Consider the following 17,808-nt stretch of genomic DNA (forward strand, 5'->3'; position numbering starts at 1 on the left):
CGAAGGTGAGGGGATGTCAGTGGCCCGACGGAACCGTGGGTGGATCCATCGAGCGGTGATATGCGGTGCGCTCCTCGCGGCCGCCGCACTCTCGCTCCCCGCCCAGCAGGCGGCCGCCGCGCCCCATGACCCCCCGTCACAGCCGCTGCCCCAGCTGCTGACCCAGCTCCAGACGCTCTATCTGCAGACCGAGCAGGCGACCGAGGCCTTCAACAAGGCCAAGGAAGCCGCCGCCAAGCAGCGGGCCACGGCCGTTCTGCTGGACAAGCAGCTGGCCGACCAGCGGGTCGCGGTCGCCGAGGCCCGCGACCAGATCGGGATGCTCGCCCGCCGGCAGTACCAGGACGGCGGAGTCTCGCCGTACCTCAACCTCCTGGTCGGCGACGACCCGCAGCAGCTCTTCTCCCAGAAGCACCTGCTGCAGCGGGCCGCCGGGAGCGAGGCCGACGTCCTGGAGCAGCTGAAGACCGGCGAGGCGCGGATCGCGGTGCTGAACGCCGGCGCCCAGAGCGCGCTCGGCCAGGCGCAGCTGCTGCAGACCCAGCAGGGCGCCGCGAAGGTCCAGGTCGAGGAGCACCTCAAGCGCGTCGAGACGATCATCGCGGGTCTGACAGGCATTCAGCTCGACGAGCTCCAGAAGCTCGAGGAGCAGGGCATCAACCAGGCCCAGAGCGACTTCCTGGACTCCAAGGCCCTCGGTGCGGGCAGCCGGACGCCGTCCGAGGCGGGCAACCGCGCGGTCGGCTATGCGTTCCTGCAGCTCAGCAAGCCGTATGTCTGGGGCGCCGAAGGGCCGGACGCGTACGACTGCTCGGGCCTCACGTCGCAGGCCTGGCTGCACGCCGGGAGGGCGATCCCGCGCACCAGCCAGGAGCAGTGGGCGCAGCTGCCCAAGGTGCCGCTGAGCCTGCTGCGCCCCGGTGACCTCGTGATCTACTTCCCGGGCGCCACGCATGTCGCCATCTACATCGGCGACGGTCTCGTCATCCAGGCACCGCGCCCCGGCTCCGTCGTGAAGGTCTCGCCCATCGCCGCCAACCCGATCCTGGGGGCGGTCCGGCCCGACTCCGCGCAGGGCCCGATGAAGAACTACGTCCCGCCGGCCGTCCCCAAGGCGGACGCCAAAACGCCGATCGACGGCGGCGGCTCCGACCAGGGCAACAACGTCGGCTAGTCGGCCGGCGCAGGACAACTCCGGGGCCGGGCGGGCTCGTGTCACGAGCCCGCCCGGCCCCGCCGCGTTACGCGCTCTGCGCGGGCTGCGCGGCCTGTCCCGCCTGGACCTCGCCGAGGTAGGCCGCGGCCAGCTCCGGGTCGAAGAACCACTGCTCGTAGTCGGCCGGGTCGTTGAACCCGTTGGCGAAGCGGTCCGCGACGGGCTGCAGCCCGCCCGCGGCGCCGATCACCTGGAGAACGTGCTCGGGCGGCGGCGCGAGCATCGCGTTCGTCCACTTGGTGACCGGCTCGGCGATCCGCCAGTACCGGTCGAAGGCGGACTGCATCCACGCGCCGTCGAAGGGCTGGTCGCCGCGCTCCGTGATGCTCTCCAGATAGGACGCGGCGCACTTGGCGGCGCTGTTGGAGCCCTGCCCGGTGATGGGGTCGTTCGCGACCACGACATCGGCGACGCCGAGGACGAGACCACCCGACGGCAGTTCGGCGACGCCCTGCCGCACCGTCGGCGCGTACCGGCCGGCGAGAGTGCCGTTCCCGTCGGTGAGTTCCACCGAGCGGGCCCGGTCGTACTCCCACGGGGTGAACTGCCGCATCAGGTCGAGGGTGAGGCGCAGGTGCTCCACGGGGTCCTTGACGCCCTGGAAGACGTCGAGGGGACCGCCGGGGACGCCCTCCCAGAAGAGGATGTCGGCGGGACCCGAGGTGGTGAGGGTCGGCATGACGAAGAGTTCGCCGACGCCCGGCACCAGGTTGCAGCGCACCGCCAGGAAGTCGGGGTGCTCGGGGCGCGGGCCGAGACCGTGCACGTACGCGACCGCCAGCGCGCGCTGCGGGGCCTCGTAGGGCGAACGGGAGGCGTCGCGGCGGAACATGGAGACCAGCTCGCCCTTGCCCGCGGCGACCAGCACCAGGTCGTAGGCGCGCGAGAAGTAGTCGAGGTCGGAGACCGCGACGCCGTGGATGACAAGCTTGCCGCCGCGCTCGGCGAAGGTCTCCATCCAGCCGGCCATCTTCACCCGCTGGTCGACGGACTGCGCGTAGCCGTCCAGCCGGCCGACCCAGTCGATGGGACGCGACGCGTCCGGGGCCGCGACCGAGACACCGAGACCCTCGATGCGCGGCGCCTGCTCCTCCCAGAAGTTGATGCCCAGATCGCGCTCGTGCCGCAGCGCGGTGTCGAACATGCACTGGGTGGACATCACCCGGCCGTCGCGTATCTCGTCGGCCGTGCGGTTGGACATGAGGGTGACTTCATAGCCACGGCCCTGCAGACCCAGGGCCAGTTGGAGCCCGGCCTGACCGGCTCCGACGATGAGTATCTTGCGCATGATGAAGGTCCGGCTTTCGTGAAAAAATGCGGGAACGGATCGCTCAGAGCGGCTGTTCGGCCAGGGCGTGCGCCACCAGCGCCATGAGTGCCTCCACTACCGAATACCGCTTCCGGGCGTCACAGATCAACACCGGTATGTGCGGCGGTACGGCGAGCGCCTCGCGGACGTCCTGCTCGGTGTATTCGGGAGTGCCCTCGAACTGGTTGACCGCCACGGTGTACGGCAGTCCGCAGCCCTCGAAGTAGTCGAGCGCGGGGAAGCACTCGGCCAGCCGCCGGGTGTCCGCCAGCACGATCGCGCCGATCGCGCCGCGCACCAGGTCGTCCCACATGAACCAGAAGCGCTGCTGGCCCGGCGTGCCGAAGACGTACAGCACGAGGTCCTGGTCCAGGGTGATCCGGCCGAAGTCCATCGCGACGGTGGTCGTCGTCTTGTCCGGGGTCGAGCCGAGGTCGTCCACGGACTCGCTGGCCCGCGTCATCACCGCCTCGGTGGTGAGCGGCGTGATCTCCGAGATCGAGCCGACGAACGTCGTCTTGCCCACGCCGAAGCCGCCCGCGACCACGATCTTGGTGGAGACCGGCGCGCGCCCGCGCTCCGTCTGCCACTCCTGCGTGCCGCCGGTCTCCTCAAAGCCTGCGAAGTCCACCGAGCACCCTTTCCAACAGAGCGCGATCCGGGCTGCCGGGGCCGTGCCCGGTGCCGTAGACGCGGATCCTCCCCTGATCAGCCAGGTCGCTGAGCAGTACGCGGACGACGCCGAGCGGCATCCGCAGCAGTGCCGAGATCTCGGCCACCGACCGCATTCTGCGGCACAACTCCACGATCGCGCGCATCTCCGGCATCACCCGCTCGGCCCAGCGGCCGGCGGTCAGCACGAAATTCGGCTCCTGGCCGTCGATGCTCGCCACGAAGGTCTCGACGAACAGCACATGGCCGAAACGGGTGCGTCCGCCGGTCAGTGCGTACGGGCGGACCCGGGCGGTGCGGCGGTCGAGGCCGCGCTGGGGCAGGGACATGGACATCAGCGGGCCCCGCTCTCGGAGGCGGCGGCTTCCTGGGACCGGCGCAGCTCGTTGCGGAGCGCCGGGGTCAGCACGTGCCCGGCCCGGCCGACGAAGAGGGCCATGTGGTACCCCACGACGCTCATGTCGCAGTCGGCGGAGGCGTGGACGCCGAGCAGCGAGCCGTCGCTGATCGACATCACGAAGAGACTGCCCTCGTCCATCGCGACCGCGGTCTGCCGGACCCGGCCGCCGTCCATCAGGCGCGCCGCGCCGTCGGTCAGCGAGGCGAGGCCGGAGACGACCGTGGCCAGGTCCGCACGGGCGTCCGCGGGGCCGGCCGGCGGCTGCTGCCCGCCGGGTTCCGCCGCTGCCGCCGGATCCGGGTCGGAGTTGATCAGCAGCAGTCCGTCGGAGGAGACCACGGCGACCGAGTGGACGCCCGGCACCTCCTCGACGAAGTTGCTCAGCAACCACCGGAGATTCCGGGCTTCATGGCTCAGGTCCTTCGTATCCGTACTCGCCGCGTTCAACGGCTCGCCTCCTCGATGGTTCCAGCTGCGCCTGTGCCCCCGTTGGGCCTGCCTGCCCCGGGTCTGCCGCCCGGGTCTCCTCTTCCGCGTCCCGTCGTCCGTCCCGAAGTCCTTGCTGCAATCCGCCGAACTTACGCCGTAGCGCCTCCGCGTCCACCGGCCCGGTCCTTTCCGGCCGCCGCGCGGCCGGCTCGCCGGTCAGCCCGCTGCTGCGCGGCACGCGCTGCGGCAGGCCCTTGCCGGTGATGGATCCGTCGGATGCGGCGGGTTCCGCTCGCGCGTCGTCGGGCGTGTGCCGCGGCCGTACGACACCGCCCGTGGGCCGGTCCCCGGCCGGGTCCCGCTCGGGTCCCGTGTGCTGCACGGACGCGTCTCCCGAAGCCTCGGCCGCGACCGGAACCGCTTCCGGGCTCCCGGCCGCCGGCTCCGGAATCTCCGGCGCCGGCACCGGCATCGGCTCGCCCGCGATCGCGGCCTCCACCGGGTTGGCCGGAGCCTCGTCGGGCCGGGCGGCGGGCAGCAGCCGGCGCGGCAGGATGACGACGGCCGCGATGCCGCCCTGCTTCTGTTCGCGCAGCTGGACGCGGATCCCGTGGCGGGCGGCGAGCCGGGCCACGACATACAGCCCCATACCGGTCGCGTTGCCGGGCGCGGCCGGCTCGGGGTCGGTGAGCAGCGCGTTGAGCTCGGCGAGCCGCTCCGGCGGAGCGCCGATGCCCTGGTCCTCGACGGAGATCATGGCCTCGCCGTTCTCCAGCATCCAGCCGGAGAGCTGTACTTCGGACTGGGGCGGCGAGAAGGCGGTCGCGTTGTCCAGCAGTTCGGCCACCAGGTGGCTGGTGTCGTCGGCCGCGTGGCCGGCCAGCTGCCCGGCGGGCAGCACCTGGATCCGCACCCGCTCGTAACGCTCTATCTCCGAGATCGCCGCCCGGGCCACGTCGACCAGCGGCACGGGCTTGGCGGTGGCGCCGCCGTGGCTGTGCTCGGTGCCTGCGAGGACCAGCAGGTTCTCGCTGTTGCGGCGCATCCGGGTGGCGAGGTGGTCCAGCCGGAAGAGCGTCTCCAGCCGGTCCGGGTCCTGCTCGCGCTCCTCCAGGCCCTCGATCAGGGCGAGCTGGCGCTCCACCAGGCCCAGGGTGCGCAGCGACAGGTTGACGTACGTGGTGGGCCCGCCGGTCCGGTCGGTGCCTGTCCTGGCGCTCACGGCGGGCGCGGCGCTCACGGCGTCCTGCCGGCGCAGCAGGCTGTCGCGCTCCGCGACGAGCGCGTCGCGGATGCCGAGCAGCCGGGTCTGTTCCGCGCCGAGTTCGAGGCCGCGGGCCTGTACGGCGCGCAGCTCGGTGACGAGCACGTTGATACGGCGGGCCACCGTCGCGAACTCGTCGTCGCCGACGACGCGTGCCTCCTCGGACCCGCCCTTGGCGAAGCGGTGCAGTGCGGCGAGCGGCCGGGTGAGCGAGCGGGCGGTGGAGACGAGGACGCCGACGGCGACCAGCAGGCACACTGCGGCGAGGGCGACCCGCAGTTCGAGGGCGGTCACCGCGTCGTCCCGCCGTTCGCCCGCCGCGTCGGCCTCGGCGGTGGCGAGCGAGGACTCGACGCTGCGCATCAGGTCGATCCTGGCGGTGAGCGCGGACTTCACCTCGGCCGTGCCGAGCGCCCGGTCGGAACCGGTCATCTGCGGCTGGTCGGTGAGGAGCCGGAGGTAGCTCTCGGCCTCGGTGACATCCGCGCCGGTGACGGTCTGGCTGTACTGGTCGCGGAGGTCTTGGGGCGCGGTGGCGCGGAAGTCGGCGAGCGCGGCCCGCTCCTGGACCGCGGCGGTCTGCGCGTCGGCTCCCAGCGGCCGCTGGGAGCCGGTGCCGGTGAGCGCGCTCACCAGCAGCCCGCGTTCGGTGGCGGCCAGCGCGGCGGCGCGGCTGAGCGGTGCGGTCACCGGACCCGTCACCCGGCCCAGGGCGTCCAGCAGCGGGCCGTACGCGGCGACGACGGCCTGCGGTGTCCCGGTGCCGGTCAGCGCGTCCTGCCGGATCTGCGGGAGGGTCGCCAGCACTTCGCGCAGTTCCGCGCCGGTGTCCTCGTCGGCCGAGAGGCTCTGCGCCTGCCGGTCCACCCGGTTGCGCTGCGATTCGGAGAGCCCGGGGGCGCCGGTGCCGGGCGCGGTGGAGCGGCCGCCGGCGACGAAGGCGGCCATGTCGTCGCGTTCGTCGGCCAGGGAGTGCGACAGCGAGATCGCCCGGATGGCCAACTCGGCCCCCGTCACCTCGTCCTGCGCGTCGGACACGTCGCGCACGGCGACCGCCACTCCGGGCGCGGCCGCGGCCGGCACGATGACAGCACAGATCAACAGGGCGGCCAGCAAGCGGCTGCGCACCCGTCCTTTGCCCGCCGCGGGGGCGACCCCGTCGCGCGGTTCACGTCGTCTTCGCACCGGAGCTCGCAATCCCGTCTCGCCTGGTCAATGGGCCCGACCTTCTCAGCCCGTTGTAGACGGGGCCGCGCGTCCCCTCCCCCGACACCCGAACGAGTGAATCGCACCCATGAGTTGACGGACAAGTCCGGCGCGGAACGTCTCAATCCGTGATCGTCGAACGGGTTTGGCGTCCCGCCCGAGCCCTGGCAGGATGCCCGCCCGCATCCCATCCGCCCATGTCAGGCGCCATGGGATCCGGACCGGGCGCGATGCGGGGTCCATCAGGTACGGACCAAGAGGTTCGAACGGCGCTCCGGCAGAATTGAGCCATGCGCATCGAGAGCAGCACCGAGCCCGGCACCCCCGACCGCCCCAACGAGGACTTCCTTTCGCTGGCCCTGCCCGCTTCCGGGCACGGTGGCGTGCTGGTTCTGCTGGATGGCGTGACGCCGCGGCCCGGCAACGGGGACTGCATCCACTCGGTGCCCTGGTTCGTGGCGCGGCTCGGCGGGGCCCTGCTCGAACTGTCCGTTTCGCGACCGGAGATGACTCTCTCCGACTGTTTGGCGTCCGCAATTGCCCGTACGGCGGACGCGCACCGCGACACCTGTGATCTTTATCACCAGCTCACACCGCAGGCCACCGTGGTCACGGTCCGGTGGAACCAGGACACCGTGGAGCATCTCGTGCTCTCCGATTCGGTGCTGCTCCTCGAAGCCCCCGACGGCAAGATCACACCGGTGCTGGACGACCGCATCGACCGGCTGGTGGCCGAGGGCCGCGCCGTCCCCGCGCTGCGCAACGCCGAGGGCGGCTTCTTCACCGCCGCCGCCGATCCGGCGGTGGTCTCCCGCGCCGTCACCGGCACCACCCCGCGCGGCGACGTCCGCGCGTTCGCGGCGCTGAGCGACGGGGCGACCCGGCTGGTCGAGGTCTTCCGCACGGACGACTGGGCCGGCACCTTCGCGCTGCTGCGCGACGAGGGACCGCAGACACTGATCCGGCGGGTGCGCGCCGTGGAGGCCGCCGACCCCGAGGGCCGCGCCGTCCCGCGCGGCAAGCCGTTCGACGACGCGACGGCCGCGCTCGTGGAGCTCTGACCCGCCGGGTCGCTCCCGTCCGTCCGGACGGGGGGTTCTAGTCCTCCGAGCCCTGCAGTTCGTTCAGCCGCTGCAGCAGCCGGGCCAGTTCGCTGACCTCGGCGCGGTCCCAGGCCGCCAGCCGCCGGAGGTAGCGGGAGCGCCGGGCGGCGCGCACGCGGGAGAAGCGCTCGCGGCCCTCGGCCGTCATCCGCATCAGGAAGGCGCGGCCGTCGGCCGGATCCGGCTCGCGGGTGACGAGTCCCAGCACCTCCAGCGCGCGCAGCTGCCGGCTCATGGTGGCCTTGCCGACGCCGAAGTACGCGGCGAGGTCGGTGGCACGCTCGGGCTCGCACTCCTGGAGCCGGACCAGGAGCCCGTAGGCGGCGGGTTCCAGTTCCGGGTGCAGCTCACGCGCCATCTCACCCGAGGACGCGCGGGCCCGCCGGTAGAACACCGTCAGCTCGCGTTCCAGGGCTTCCATCTGCTCGTCCACAGCGCTCCCGCTTTCAGGGGGCTGAAAGTTTCTTTCAGCGATCGTCGTTCCCGCAGCTGCTCAAGTATTTCGTAGGTGTAGACCAACGGCGGTTCCCGGGGACCCTTCCACGCGCGTAGTTTCCGCCCCTACCTTCATCCTGTCATGGCCATCCCAAGGCCATGGTGCGCGTCAGGCCCCGTCCCCCATGGAGGAACGTATGTCCTTCGGAGCCCAATCCGCCGTGCACAGATCAGGATTCTTCCGCACCAGAACCGCCTTCACGGCCGGACTGCTCGGCACTGTGCTCGCCCTCTTATTCACCCTGCCGAATGCCGCGGGCGCGGTCGGCAGCGGCCCGATGACCCACCCCGAACTCGACTGGATGGGCTCGACCATCCGCGCCCACGAGGGCGGCAGCACCACCGGAGGCGTGGCCACCCCACTGGTCACCCAGACTCCGGGCATGGACGTCAGCGGCTACCAGGGCAACGTCAACTGGTCCGCGGCCTGGTCCAACGGCGGACGGTTCGCCTACGTCAAGGCCACCGAGGGCACCTCGTACACCAATCCCTACTTCGCCCAGCAGTACAACGGCTCGTACAACGTCGGGATGATCCGCGGCGCGTACCACTTCGCGCTGCCGGACAACTCCGGCGGCGCCGCCCAGGCCGACTACTTCGTCAACCACGGCGGCGGCTGGTCCGGTGACGGCAAGACGCTGCCGGGCGCGCTCGACATCGAGTACAACCCGTACGGCGCCACCTGCTACGGCCTGAGCGCGGGCAGCATGGTCAACTGGATCGCCGCGTTCAGCAACGAGTACCGCGCCCGCACCGGCCGTTACCCGACGATCTACTCCTCCACCAACTGGTGGACCCAGTGCACCGGCAACAGCAGTGCCTTCGCCGCCGACAACCCGCTGTGGATCCCGCGCTACTCCACCAGCGTCGGCACCCTGCCGGCCGGCTGGGGCTTCCACACCATCTGGCAGTACGCCGACTCCGGCGTCTTCCCCGGTGACCAGGACCGCTTCAACGGGGCCTACGACCGGCTGCAGGCCTTCGCCAACGGATAGCCGCCCGGCCCGCGGAACCGCACGGCACACGGAACAGGGCGCCGCCCCTCCGCACGGGGGGAGGGGAGCGCCCTGCTCTGTGCACCGTGTTCCGCGCACTGTTCTGTTCTGTGCACTGTTCTGTTCTGTGCGCCGCCGGAGCGGCAGTGGTCAGGCGGCGACCGGGATCCGGTCGTCCGCCACCGACTGCTCCAGCGCCAGCTTCAGCACCTGCCGGACGTCGGAGACCGGGTGCACCTCGAGCTTCTCCAGGATCTCCGCGGGCACGTCGTCCAGGTCGGGCTCGTTGCGCTTCGGGATGATCACCGTGGTGATGCCGGCCCGGTGCGCGGCCAGCAGCTTCTGCTTGACGCCGCCGATCGGCAGCACCCGCCCGGTCAGCGACACCTCACCGGTCATCGCCACATCGGTGCGGACCCGCTGCCCCGACAGGAGCGAGGCGAGCGCCGTCGTCATCGTGACACCCGCGCTCGGGCCGTCCTTCGGGATGCCGCCGGCGGGCACGTGGATGTGCACACCGCGCTCCTTCAGGTCGCCGACCGGCAGCTCCAGTTCGGCGCCGTGCGAGCGCAGGAAGGAGAGCGCGATCTGGGCCGACTCCTTCATCACGTCGCCGAGCTGGCCGGTGAGGGTCAGCCCCGATCCGCCCGTCTCCGGGTCGGCCAGCGACGCCTCGATGAACAGCACGTCGCCACCCGCTCCGGTCACGGCCAGGCCGGTCGCCACCCCGGGGACCGCCGTCCGCCGCTCGTCCGGCTCCTGCGCCGACTCCGGGGTGTGGTGCGGCCGCCCGATCAGCGCCCGCAGATCCGCGTCGGTGACGGTGAACGGCAGCTTCTGCTCGCCCAGTTCGTGCCGGGCCGCGATCTTCCGCAGGATGCGGGCGATCGACCGTTCCAGGGTGCGCACACCCGCCTCGCGGGTGTACTCCCCGGCGAGCTTGCGCAGCGCCGAGTCGTCGAGCGACACCTCGTCGGTGACGAGTCCGGCCCGCTCCAGCTGGCGCGGGAGCAGGTGGTCACGGGCAATGGTGACCTTCTCGTCCTCGGTGTAGCCGTCCAGCCTGACCAGTTCCATCCGGTCGAGCAGCGGCTCGGGGATCGAGTCCAGGACGTTGGCGGTGGCCAGGAAGACCACGTCGCTCAGGTCCAGTTCGACCTCCAGGTAGTGGTCCCGGAAGGTGTGGTTCTGCGCCGGGTCCAGGACCTCCAGCAGTGCCGCCGCCGGGTCGCCCCGGTAGTCGGAGCCGACCTTGTCGATCTCGTCCAGCAGCACCACCGGGTTCATCGACCCGGCCTCCTTGATGGCCCGGACGATCCGGCCGGGCAGCGCGCCGACGTAGGTGCGCCGGTGGCCGCGGATCTCCGCCTCGTCCCGGACGCCGCCGAGCGAGACCCGGACGAACTTCCGTCCCATCGCCTTCGCGACGGACTCGCCGAGCGAGGTCTTGCCGACCCCGGGAGGGCCGACGAGCGCCAGCACGGCGCCTCCCGCCCGTCGCCCACCGCCACCCTTGCCGGAGGCGCTGCGCGCCGCCCCTTCCGATGTGCCGCCCACGACGCCCAGACCGCGGTCCGAGCGGCGCTTGCGCACCGCCAGGTACTCGGTGATGCGCTCCTTGACGTCATCGAGGCCCGCGTGGTCCGCGTCGAGCACCGAGCGGGCGCCCGGGATGTCGTACACGTCGTCGGTGGTGGTGTTCCACGGCAGTTCGAGCACCGTGTCCAGCCAGGTGCGGATCCAGCTGCCCTCGGGCGAGGCGTCGGAGGAGCGCTCCAGCTTCTCGACCTCCTTGAGCGCGGCCTCGCGGACCTTCTCCGGCAGATCGGCGGCCTCGACGCGGGCCCGGTAGTCACCGGCCTCGTCCTCCGGCTCACCGTTCAGCTCGGACAGCTCCTTGCGGACCGCGTCCAGCTGCTGGCGGAGCAGGAACTCGCGCTGCGCCTTCTCCATCCCCTCCTGCACGTCCTTGCGGATGGTGTCGGCGACATCCTGCTCCGCGAGGTGGTCGCGCAGCGTGGCGACGGCGATCCGCAGCCGCTCCACGGGGTCGCTGGTCTCCAGCAGCAGCACCCGCTGCTCGGTCGTCAGGAACGAGGAGTAGCCGGAGTTGTCCGCGAGCTGCGAGACGTCCTCGATCTGCTGCACCCGGTCCACGACCTGCCAGGCACCGCGCTTGCGCAGCCAGCTGGTGGCCAGTGCCTTGTACTCCTTGACGAGCTCGGCGACCGCGCCGGGCGCCTCGGTGACCGGCGGCTCCTCGACCTCGGTCGCCTCCACCCACAGCGCGGCGCCGGGTCCGGTGGTGCCGGCCCCGATCCGCACCCTGGTCACCCCGCGGATGACCGCGCCCGGGTCCCCGTCGGGCAGCCGGCCGACCTGCTCGATCCAGCCGAGCGTGCCGACCGCGGCGTACGTGCCGTCGATCCGTGGAACAAGCAGCACCTGCGGCTTGCTCTTACCTCCTGAGACGTGCGCGGCCTGCGCGGCTTCCACGGCCGCGCGCACCTCGGTGTCGGTCAGGTCCAGCGGCACCACCATGCCGGGCAGCACCACAGCGTCATCCAGTGGCAGCACGGGCAGGGTGAGCGGTCCGGACGATGCGGTTACAGCAGCCATGATCTCTCCCTAAGCAAGCAAGTTGAGCTATGTGGACTCAATGCATCTGATGCCCCCGGTGTTCCCCAACGGATGTTCGCTCTGAGCGATCACGTTCGTGACGCCCGGAAAGGGCGCCGGGTGCCCTTTTTGGGCCACGTAGCCGAGCGCCTTGACCGCCCCGTACGCTGCATGCCAACCGGGACGACCTTGTGGGGCGGCAATGGACAGCACACAGACGACACCAGGCGCACAGCGCCGGGTGCTGGTGGTGGAGGACGATCCGACGATCGCCGACGCCATCGCGGCCAGGCTGCGCGCCGAGGGGTTCCAGGTACGCACGGCGGGCGACGGACCCACCGCGGTGGAGACCGCGATCGCCTGGCAGCCCGATCTGCTGGTGCTCGACGTCATGCTGCCCGGCTACGACGGCCTGGAGGTCTGCCGCCGGGTCCAGGCACAGCGGCCGGTGCCGGTGCTGATGCTGACCGCGCGCGACGACGAGACCGACATGCTCGTCGGCCTCGGGGTCGGCGCGGACGACTACATGACCAAGCCGTTCTCCATGCGCGAGCTGGCCGCCCGGGTACACGTGCTGCTGCGCCGCGTGGAGCGCGCGAACATAGCCGCGCACAGCCCGCGCGGCGGCAGTCTGCTCCTGGGCGACCTGGAGATCGACAACTCCCAGAGACGGGTCCGGGTGCGCGGCACGGATGTGCACCTGACCCCGACCGAATTCGATCTGCTGGTGTGCCTGGCCCAGCAGCCGCGCGCCGTCCTCTCCCGTGAGCAGCTGCTCGCCGAGGTCTGGGACTGGGCCGACGCGTCCGGCACCCGCACCGTCGACAGCCATGTGAAGGCGCTCCGCCGCAAGATCGGCGCCGAGCGGATCCGTACGGTGCACGGCGTCGGCTACGCGCTGGAGACCCCGGCCCCATGAGGCTGTGGGCGCGCCTGTGGGCGGCGCTGAGGCCCTACGACCCGCTGCGGTCCATCAAGGCGGCCCTGCAGCTGCTGGTCGTCGTCTCGGTGCTGATCACGACGCTGCTGGTGATCGTCGCGATCCACTCGGCCACCGAGCTGCGGGTGATCACGATCTTCTCGATCATCGCCTGTCTGCTGATCACCCAGTTCGTGGCGCACGGCCTGACGGCGCCGCTGCGGGAGATGACCGCGGTCGCGCGGGCCATGGCCCAGGGCGACTACAGCCGCCGGGTGGCGCGGGTACGGCGCGACGAGGTCGGTGAGCTGGCGGAGACGTTCAACCGCATGGCGGCCGATCTGGAGGCCGTCGACCAGCACCGCAAGGAACTGGTGGCGAATGTCTCACATGAGCTCCGGACGCCCATCGCGGCGCTGCGGGCGGTCCTGGAGAACGTCGTCGACGGGGTGTCCGAGGCCGATCCCGAGACGATGCGGACCGCGCTGCAGCAGACCGAGCGGCTGGGCAAGCTGGTCAGCCAGCTGCTGGACCTGTCGCGGCTGGACAGCGGCGCGGTGCACCTGGACGCCAAGCCCTTCGAGGTCTGGCCCTATCTGTCGGCCGTGCTGAAGACGGCCAGCCTGGGCATGGAGGGCGCCGCCCGCGCCGGCCAGCGCAGCCGCCCCCGCGCCGACGTGCATCTGCACCTGGACGTCTCACCGCCGGAGCTGACCGCGTACGCCGACGCCGAGCGGCTGCACCAGGTGGTGGCCAACCTCGTCGACAACGCAGTGAAGCACAGCCCGCCCGGCGGCCGGGTCACCGTCCGCGCCCGGCGCGGGGCCGTGCCCGGGAGCCTGGACCTGGATGTGCGGGACGAGGGTCCCGGCATCCCGGAGTCCGAGCGCAACCGGGTCTTCGACCGCTTCAACCGGGGCGCCCACCCCGGCGGCGACGGCGGTACGGGGCTGGGTCTGGCCATCGCCCGCTGGGCGGTCGATCTGCACGGCGGGGACATCGAGGTGGCCGAATCCCCCCGTGGCTGCCGGATCCGCGTCACGCTTCCGGGTTCGGTTCCCGCGCAACGTTGACATAGGCTGGCAATACGGGTGCGGCGGACAGCGGGCCGTACTCGTACGGGGGGACGCCGTCACAACCCCTTAAGAGGGACCAATTTCCCGCCATGCACAGCGCCGAAACCCCTCTTCCGGTGTGACTTACGCGACGACTGACCCCCGGGCCTGCGCCGAACGGCCCGGTAGGCGTAGCCTTTATTCCCGCTGTCCACCATCTTGTGAAGCGGAAGAGGGCGGTTGCCGCCGTGTCGCCACAGTCCCCCAATAGCTCGAGCACATCGATCGAGACCAACGGTCAGGGCAAGAGCCCTGCCGCGGGCTTCGGCCCCAACGAGTGGCTCGTCGATGAGATCTACCAGCAGTACCTCCAGGACCCGAACTCGGTAGACCGAGCCTGGTGGGACTTCTTTGCCGATTACAAGCCAGGGACGGACACGGGTTCGTCCGTGGCCGCCCCGGCCGCGCCGGCTCAGGCCGCCCCGGTCACGGCTGCTGTCCCTGCCCCACAGGCCGCGCCGGCCGCCGCGAAGGCCGCCGCTCCGGCGCCGGCCGCCGCGGCAGCCACGCCCGCGGCCACCACCCCGGCCCCCGCCAAGCCGGCCGCCGCTCCCGCGAAGGCATCGGCCGCACCGGCCAAGGCCGCGGAACCGGCAGCGGCCGAGGGACCGGAGTACGTTACGCTGCGCGGCCCGTCGGCCGCCGTCGCGAAGAACATGAACGCCAGCCTCGAACTGCCGACGGCGACCAGCGTTCGCGCGATTCCCGTGAAGCTGCTGTTCGACAACCGCATCGTCATCAACAACCACCTCAAGCGCGCCCGGGGCGGGAAGGTCTCCTTCACGCACCTCATCGGGTACGCGATGGTGCAGGCCCTCAAGGCCATGCCGACGATGAACCACTCCTTCACGGAGAAGGACGGCAAGCCGACGCTGGTCAAGCCGGCCCACGTCAACCTGGGCCTGGCCATCGACCTGGTGAAGCCGAACGGTGACCGCCAGCTGGTCGTCGCGGCCATCAAGAAGGCCGAGACGCTCAACTTCTTCGAGTTCTGGCAGGCGTACGAGGACATCGTCCGCCGCGCCCGCGCGAACAAGCTGACGATGGACGACTTCACCGGCGTCACCGCGTCGCTGACCAACCCCGGCGGCATCGGCACCGTGCACTCCGTGCCGCGGCTGATGCCCGGACAGGGTCTGATCCTCGGCGTCGGCGCGATGGACTACCCGGCGGAGTTCCAGGGCACGTCGCAGGACACCCTGAACAAGCTCGGCATCTCCAAGGTCATGACGCTGACCAGCACCTACGACCACCGGGTCATCCAGGGTGCGGCGTCCGGCGAGTTCCTGCGCCAGATGAGCCTGCTGCTGCTCGGCGAGACCGGCTTCTTCGACGACATCTTCGAGTCGCTGCGGATCCCGTACGAGCCGGTCCGCTGGCGGACCGACATCGACACCGCGCACGACGACGACGTCACCAAGGCCGCGCGGGTCTTCGAGCTGATCCACTCCTACCGGGTCCGCGGCCACGTCATGGCCGACACCGACCCGCTGGAGTACCGCCAGCGCAAGCACCCGGACCTGGACGTCCTGGAGCACGGCCTCACCCTGTGGGACCTGGAGCGCGAGTTCGCGGTCGGCGGGTTCGCCGGCAAGTCGCTGATGAAGCTCCGCGACATCCTCGGTGTGCTGCGCGACTCGTACTGCCGCACCGTCGGCGTCGAGTTCATGCACATCCAGGACCCGAAGCAGCGCAAGTGGATCCAGGACCGCATCGAGCGCCCGCACAGCAAGCTGGAGCGTGACGAGCAGCTCCGGATCCTGCGCCGGCTGAACGCCGCGGAAGCGTTCGAGACGTTCCTGCAGACCAAGTACGTGGGCCAGAAGCGGTTCTCGCTGGAAGGCAGCGAGTCCGTCATTCCGATGCTCGACGCCGTCATCGACGCGGCCGCCGAGTCGCGCCTCGACGAGGTCGTCATCGGCATGGCCCACCGCGGCCGGCTCAACGTGCTGGCCAACATCGTCGGCAAGTCGTACGCGCAGATCTTCCGGGAGTTCGAGGGCAACCTCGACCCGAAGTCGATGCACGGCTCCGGCGACGTCAAGTACCACCTGGGCGCTCAGGGCACCTTCACCGGTCTGGACGGCGAGCAGATCACCGTCTCGCTGGCGGCGAACCCCTCGCACCTGGAGGCCGTCGACCCGATCGTCGAGGGCATCGCGCGCGCCAAGCAGGACATCATCAACAAGGCGGGCACCGACTTCACCGTCATGCCGGTCGCGCTGCACGGCGACGCGGCCTTCGCCGGCCAGGGCGTCGTCGCGGAGACGCTGAACATGTCGCAGCTGCGCGGCTACCGCACCGGCGGCACCGTACACATCGTGATCAACAACCAGGTCGGCTTCACCGCCGCCCCGGCCGCGTCGCGCTCGTCGATGTACTGCACCGACGTCGCCCGCATGATCGAGGCGCCGATCTTCCACGTGAACGGCGACGACCCGGAGGCCGTGGTCCGCATCGCGCGGCTGGCCTTCGAGTTCCGCCAGACGTTCAACAAGGACGTCGTGATCGACCTGGTCTGCTACCGCCGCCGCGGTCACAACGAGGCCGACAACCCGTCGTTCACCCAGCCCCTGATGTACGACCTGATCGACAAGAAGCGCTCGGTGCGCAAGCTCTACACCGAGTCCCTCATCGGCCGGGGCGACATCACCCTGGAAGAAGCCGAGCAGGCCCTGCAGGACTACCAGGGCCAGCTGGAGAAGGTCTTCACCGAGGTCCGCGAGGCCGCCTCCACCCCCGTCGCCACCGAAATGCCGGTGCCGACGCAGGAGTTCCCGGTCAAGCTGGACACGGCGATCAGCCAGGAGACCATCAAGCGGATCGCCGCCGCCCAGGTCAACATCCCGGACCGGATCACCGTCCACCCGCGCCTGCTGCCGCAGCTGCAGCGCCGCGCGGCCAGCGTCGAGGACGGCACGATCGACTGGGCGATGGGCGAGACCCTCGCCGTCGGCTCGCTGCTCATGGAGGGCACCCCGGTCCGGCTCGCCGGCCAGGACTCCCGCCGTGGCACGTTCGGCCAGCGGCACGCGGTGCTGGTCGACCGGGAGACCGGCGAGGACTACACCCCGCTGCTCTACCTCTCCGAGGACCAGGCCCGTTACAACGTCTACGACTCGCTGCTCAGCGAGTACGCGGCGATGGGCTTCGAGTACGGGTACTCGCTGGCCCGGCCCGAGGCGCTGGTGATGTGGGAGGCGCAGTTCGGTGACTTCGTCAACGGCGCGCAGACCATCGTCGACGAGTTCATCTCCTCCGCCGAGCAGAAGTGGGGCCAGACGTCCGGCGTCACCCTGCTGCTGCCGCACGGCTACGAGGGACAGGGCCCGGACCACTCCTCGGCCCGCATCGAGCGGTTCCTGGCGATGTGCGCCCAGAACAACATGACGGTCGCCAGCCCCACCACGCCGGCGAACTACTTCCACCTGCTGCGCTGGCAGGTGCACAACCCGCACCACAAGCCGCTCATCGTCTTCACCCCGAAGTCGATGCTGCGACTGAAGGCCGCGAACTCCCGGTCCGAGGACTTCACCTCGGGCGGGTTCCAGCCGGTCATCGGTGACACGACGGTCAGCCCGTCCGCCGTCCGCAAGGTGGTCTTCTGCTCCGGCAAGGTCTACTACGACCTGATCGCGGCACGTGAGGCCAAGGGCGCGAACGAGGTCGCCATCGTCCGGATCGAGCGGCTCTACCCGCTCCCCGGCAAGGAGATCCAGTCCGAGCTGGCGCGGTACACCGGTGCCCAGAAGTACGTGTGGGCGCAGGACGAGCCGGCCAACCAGGGTGCGTGGCCGTTCATCGCGCTGAACCTGATCGACCACCTGGACCTGGTGCTGGGCGCCGCTCCCGACAACGCCGACCGACTGCGCCGGGTGTCCCGCCCGTCGTCCTCGTCGCCGGCCGTCGGCTCCGCCAAGCGCCACCAGGCCGAGCAGGAGTCCCTGGTCAACGAGGTCTTCGAGATCTGACCACGGGCGCACGACACCGCGTGCGACAAGGGCCGGGCCCGCCACCTGATCTCAGGTGGCGGGCCCGGCCCTTGTCCGTGCCCAGGCGGTTCTAG

At 71.0% G+C, this 17,808-nt stretch carries 13 protein-coding genes; 6 read left to right on the forward strand and 7 right to left on the reverse strand.

Features of this window, described 5'->3' with window-relative positions:
* Positions 1-55 precede the first annotated feature (55 nt).
* Entirely contained in the window at positions 56-1,174 is a 1,119-nt protein-coding gene (locus LNW73_RS10140; protein WP_250989711.1) for a C40 family peptidase, read from the forward strand.
* A gap of 67 nt (positions 1,175-1,241) precedes the next feature.
* Here LNW73_RS10140 and LNW73_RS10145 read toward each other — a convergent pair whose 3' ends face one another.
* From LNW73_RS10145 to LNW73_RS10165, 5 genes are read right to left on the reverse strand one after another with little or no spacing between them, the layout of a single operon-like run.
* Positions 1,242-2,504, reverse strand: coding sequence for a styrene monooxygenase/indole monooxygenase family protein (locus tag LNW73_RS10145; RefSeq protein ID WP_250989712.1), 1,263 nt, complete (start codon positions 2,502-2,504; stop codon positions 1,242-1,244).
* Positions 2,505-2,547: 43 nt separating this feature from the next.
* Complete coding sequence (locus tag LNW73_RS10150) at positions 2,548-3,156, reverse strand: GTP-binding protein (protein WP_138350878.1); 609 nt, start codon at positions 3,154-3,156, stop codon at positions 2,548-2,550.
* On the reverse strand, positions 3,137-3,532 hold the full coding sequence (locus tag LNW73_RS10155) for a DUF742 domain-containing protein (RefSeq protein ID WP_138350879.1): 396 nt from the start codon (positions 3,530-3,532) through the stop codon (positions 3,137-3,139). Before LNW73_RS10155 ends, LNW73_RS10150 begins: the two co-directional genes overlap by 20 nt.
* The gene (locus LNW73_RS10160; RefSeq protein WP_250977676.1) at positions 3,532-4,044 is read right to left on the reverse strand and encodes a roadblock/LC7 domain-containing protein; all 513 of its coding nucleotides are present in this window, start codon (positions 4,042-4,044) and stop codon (positions 3,532-3,534) included. Before LNW73_RS10160 ends, LNW73_RS10155 begins: the two co-directional genes overlap by 1 nt.
* Positions 4,004-6,418 (reverse strand): sensor histidine kinase, encoded by a 2,415-nt coding sequence (locus LNW73_RS10165; RefSeq protein ID WP_250989713.1) that lies wholly within the window; start codon positions 6,416-6,418, stop codon positions 4,004-4,006. Before LNW73_RS10165 ends, LNW73_RS10160 begins: the two co-directional genes overlap by 41 nt.
* 368 nt (positions 6,419-6,786) lie before the next feature.
* Between LNW73_RS10165 and LNW73_RS10170 the strand changes: the two genes are divergently transcribed.
* The gene (locus LNW73_RS10170; protein ID WP_250989714.1) at positions 6,787-7,557 is read left to right on the forward strand and encodes a hypothetical protein; all 771 of its coding nucleotides are present in this window, start codon (positions 6,787-6,789) and stop codon (positions 7,555-7,557) included.
* A 37-nt stretch (positions 7,558-7,594) separates the two neighbouring features.
* Here the strand turns inward: LNW73_RS10170 and LNW73_RS10175 are convergent, their stop codons facing one another.
* Positions 7,595-8,020, reverse strand: coding sequence for a MarR family winged helix-turn-helix transcriptional regulator (locus LNW73_RS10175; RefSeq protein WP_250980326.1), 426 nt, complete (start codon positions 8,018-8,020; stop codon positions 7,595-7,597).
* 211 nt (positions 8,021-8,231) lie between these two features.
* On the opposite strand from LNW73_RS10175, the gene LNW73_RS10180 reads away from it, so the two are divergent.
* Positions 8,232-9,089, forward strand: coding sequence for a lysozyme (locus tag LNW73_RS10180; protein ID WP_250989715.1), 858 nt, complete (start codon positions 8,232-8,234; stop codon positions 9,087-9,089).
* Positions 9,090-9,239: 150 nt separating this feature from the next.
* On the opposite strand, the gene lon is transcribed toward LNW73_RS10180, so the two are convergent.
* Positions 9,240-11,708, reverse strand: coding sequence for an endopeptidase La (lon, locus tag LNW73_RS10185; RefSeq protein WP_250989716.1), 2,469 nt, complete (start codon positions 11,706-11,708; stop codon positions 9,240-9,242).
* Positions 11,709-11,910: 202 nt separating this feature from the next.
* On the opposite strand from lon, the gene LNW73_RS10190 reads away from it, so the two are divergent.
* From LNW73_RS10190 to LNW73_RS10200, 3 genes are all read left to right on the forward strand, one after another.
* On the forward strand, positions 11,911-12,627 hold the full coding sequence (locus LNW73_RS10190) for a response regulator transcription factor (protein ID WP_250977671.1): 717 nt from the start codon (positions 11,911-11,913) through the stop codon (positions 12,625-12,627).
* Positions 12,624-13,700 carry a HAMP domain-containing sensor histidine kinase gene (locus LNW73_RS10195; protein WP_250977670.1) on the forward strand — a complete coding sequence of 359 codons (1,077 nt, stop codon included), beginning with the start codon at positions 12,624-12,626 and terminating at the stop codon, positions 13,698-13,700. The genes LNW73_RS10190 and LNW73_RS10195 overlap by 4 nt, the downstream gene beginning before the upstream one ends.
* 230 nt (positions 13,701-13,930) lie before the next feature.
* Positions 13,931-17,713 carry a multifunctional oxoglutarate decarboxylase/oxoglutarate dehydrogenase thiamine pyrophosphate-binding subunit/dihydrolipoyllysine-residue succinyltransferase subunit gene (locus tag LNW73_RS10200; protein WP_250977669.1) on the forward strand — a complete coding sequence of 1,261 codons (3,783 nt, stop codon included), beginning with the start codon at positions 13,931-13,933 and terminating at the stop codon, positions 17,711-17,713.
* Positions 17,714-17,808: the final 95 nt, after the last annotated feature.

This window comes from Streptomyces sp. RKAG337 (genome assembly GCF_023701715.1).
Taxonomy (GTDB): Bacteria; Actinomycetota; Actinomycetes; order Streptomycetales; family Streptomycetaceae; genus Actinacidiphila.

Bases quoted from the DNA above. Each gene is read 5' to 3' on its own strand.
- lon (WP_250989716.1), bottom strand. From the start codon at position 11,708: ATGGCTGCTGTAACCGCATCGTCCGGACCGCTCACCCTGCCCGTGCTG.
- LNW73_RS10190 (WP_250977671.1), top strand. From the start codon at position 11,911: ATGGACAGCACACAGACGACACCAGGCGCACAGCGCCGGGTGCTGGTG.
- LNW73_RS10145 (WP_250989712.1), bottom strand. From the start codon at position 2,504: ATGCGCAAGATACTCATCGTCGGAGCCGGTCAGGCCGGGCTCCAACTG.
- LNW73_RS10175 (WP_250980326.1), bottom strand. From the start codon at position 8,020: ATGGAAGCCCTGGAACGCGAGCTGACGGTGTTCTACCGGCGGGCCCGC.
- LNW73_RS10170 (WP_250989714.1), top strand. From the start codon at position 6,787: ATGCGCATCGAGAGCAGCACCGAGCCCGGCACCCCCGACCGCCCCAAC.
- LNW73_RS10155 (WP_138350879.1), bottom strand. From the start codon at position 3,532: ATGTCCATGTCCCTGCCCCAGCGCGGCCTCGACCGCCGCACCGCCCGG.
- LNW73_RS10195 (WP_250977670.1), top strand. From the start codon at position 12,624: ATGAGGCTGTGGGCGCGCCTGTGGGCGGCGCTGAGGCCCTACGACCCG.
- LNW73_RS10180 (WP_250989715.1), top strand. From the start codon at position 8,232: ATGTCCTTCGGAGCCCAATCCGCCGTGCACAGATCAGGATTCTTCCGC.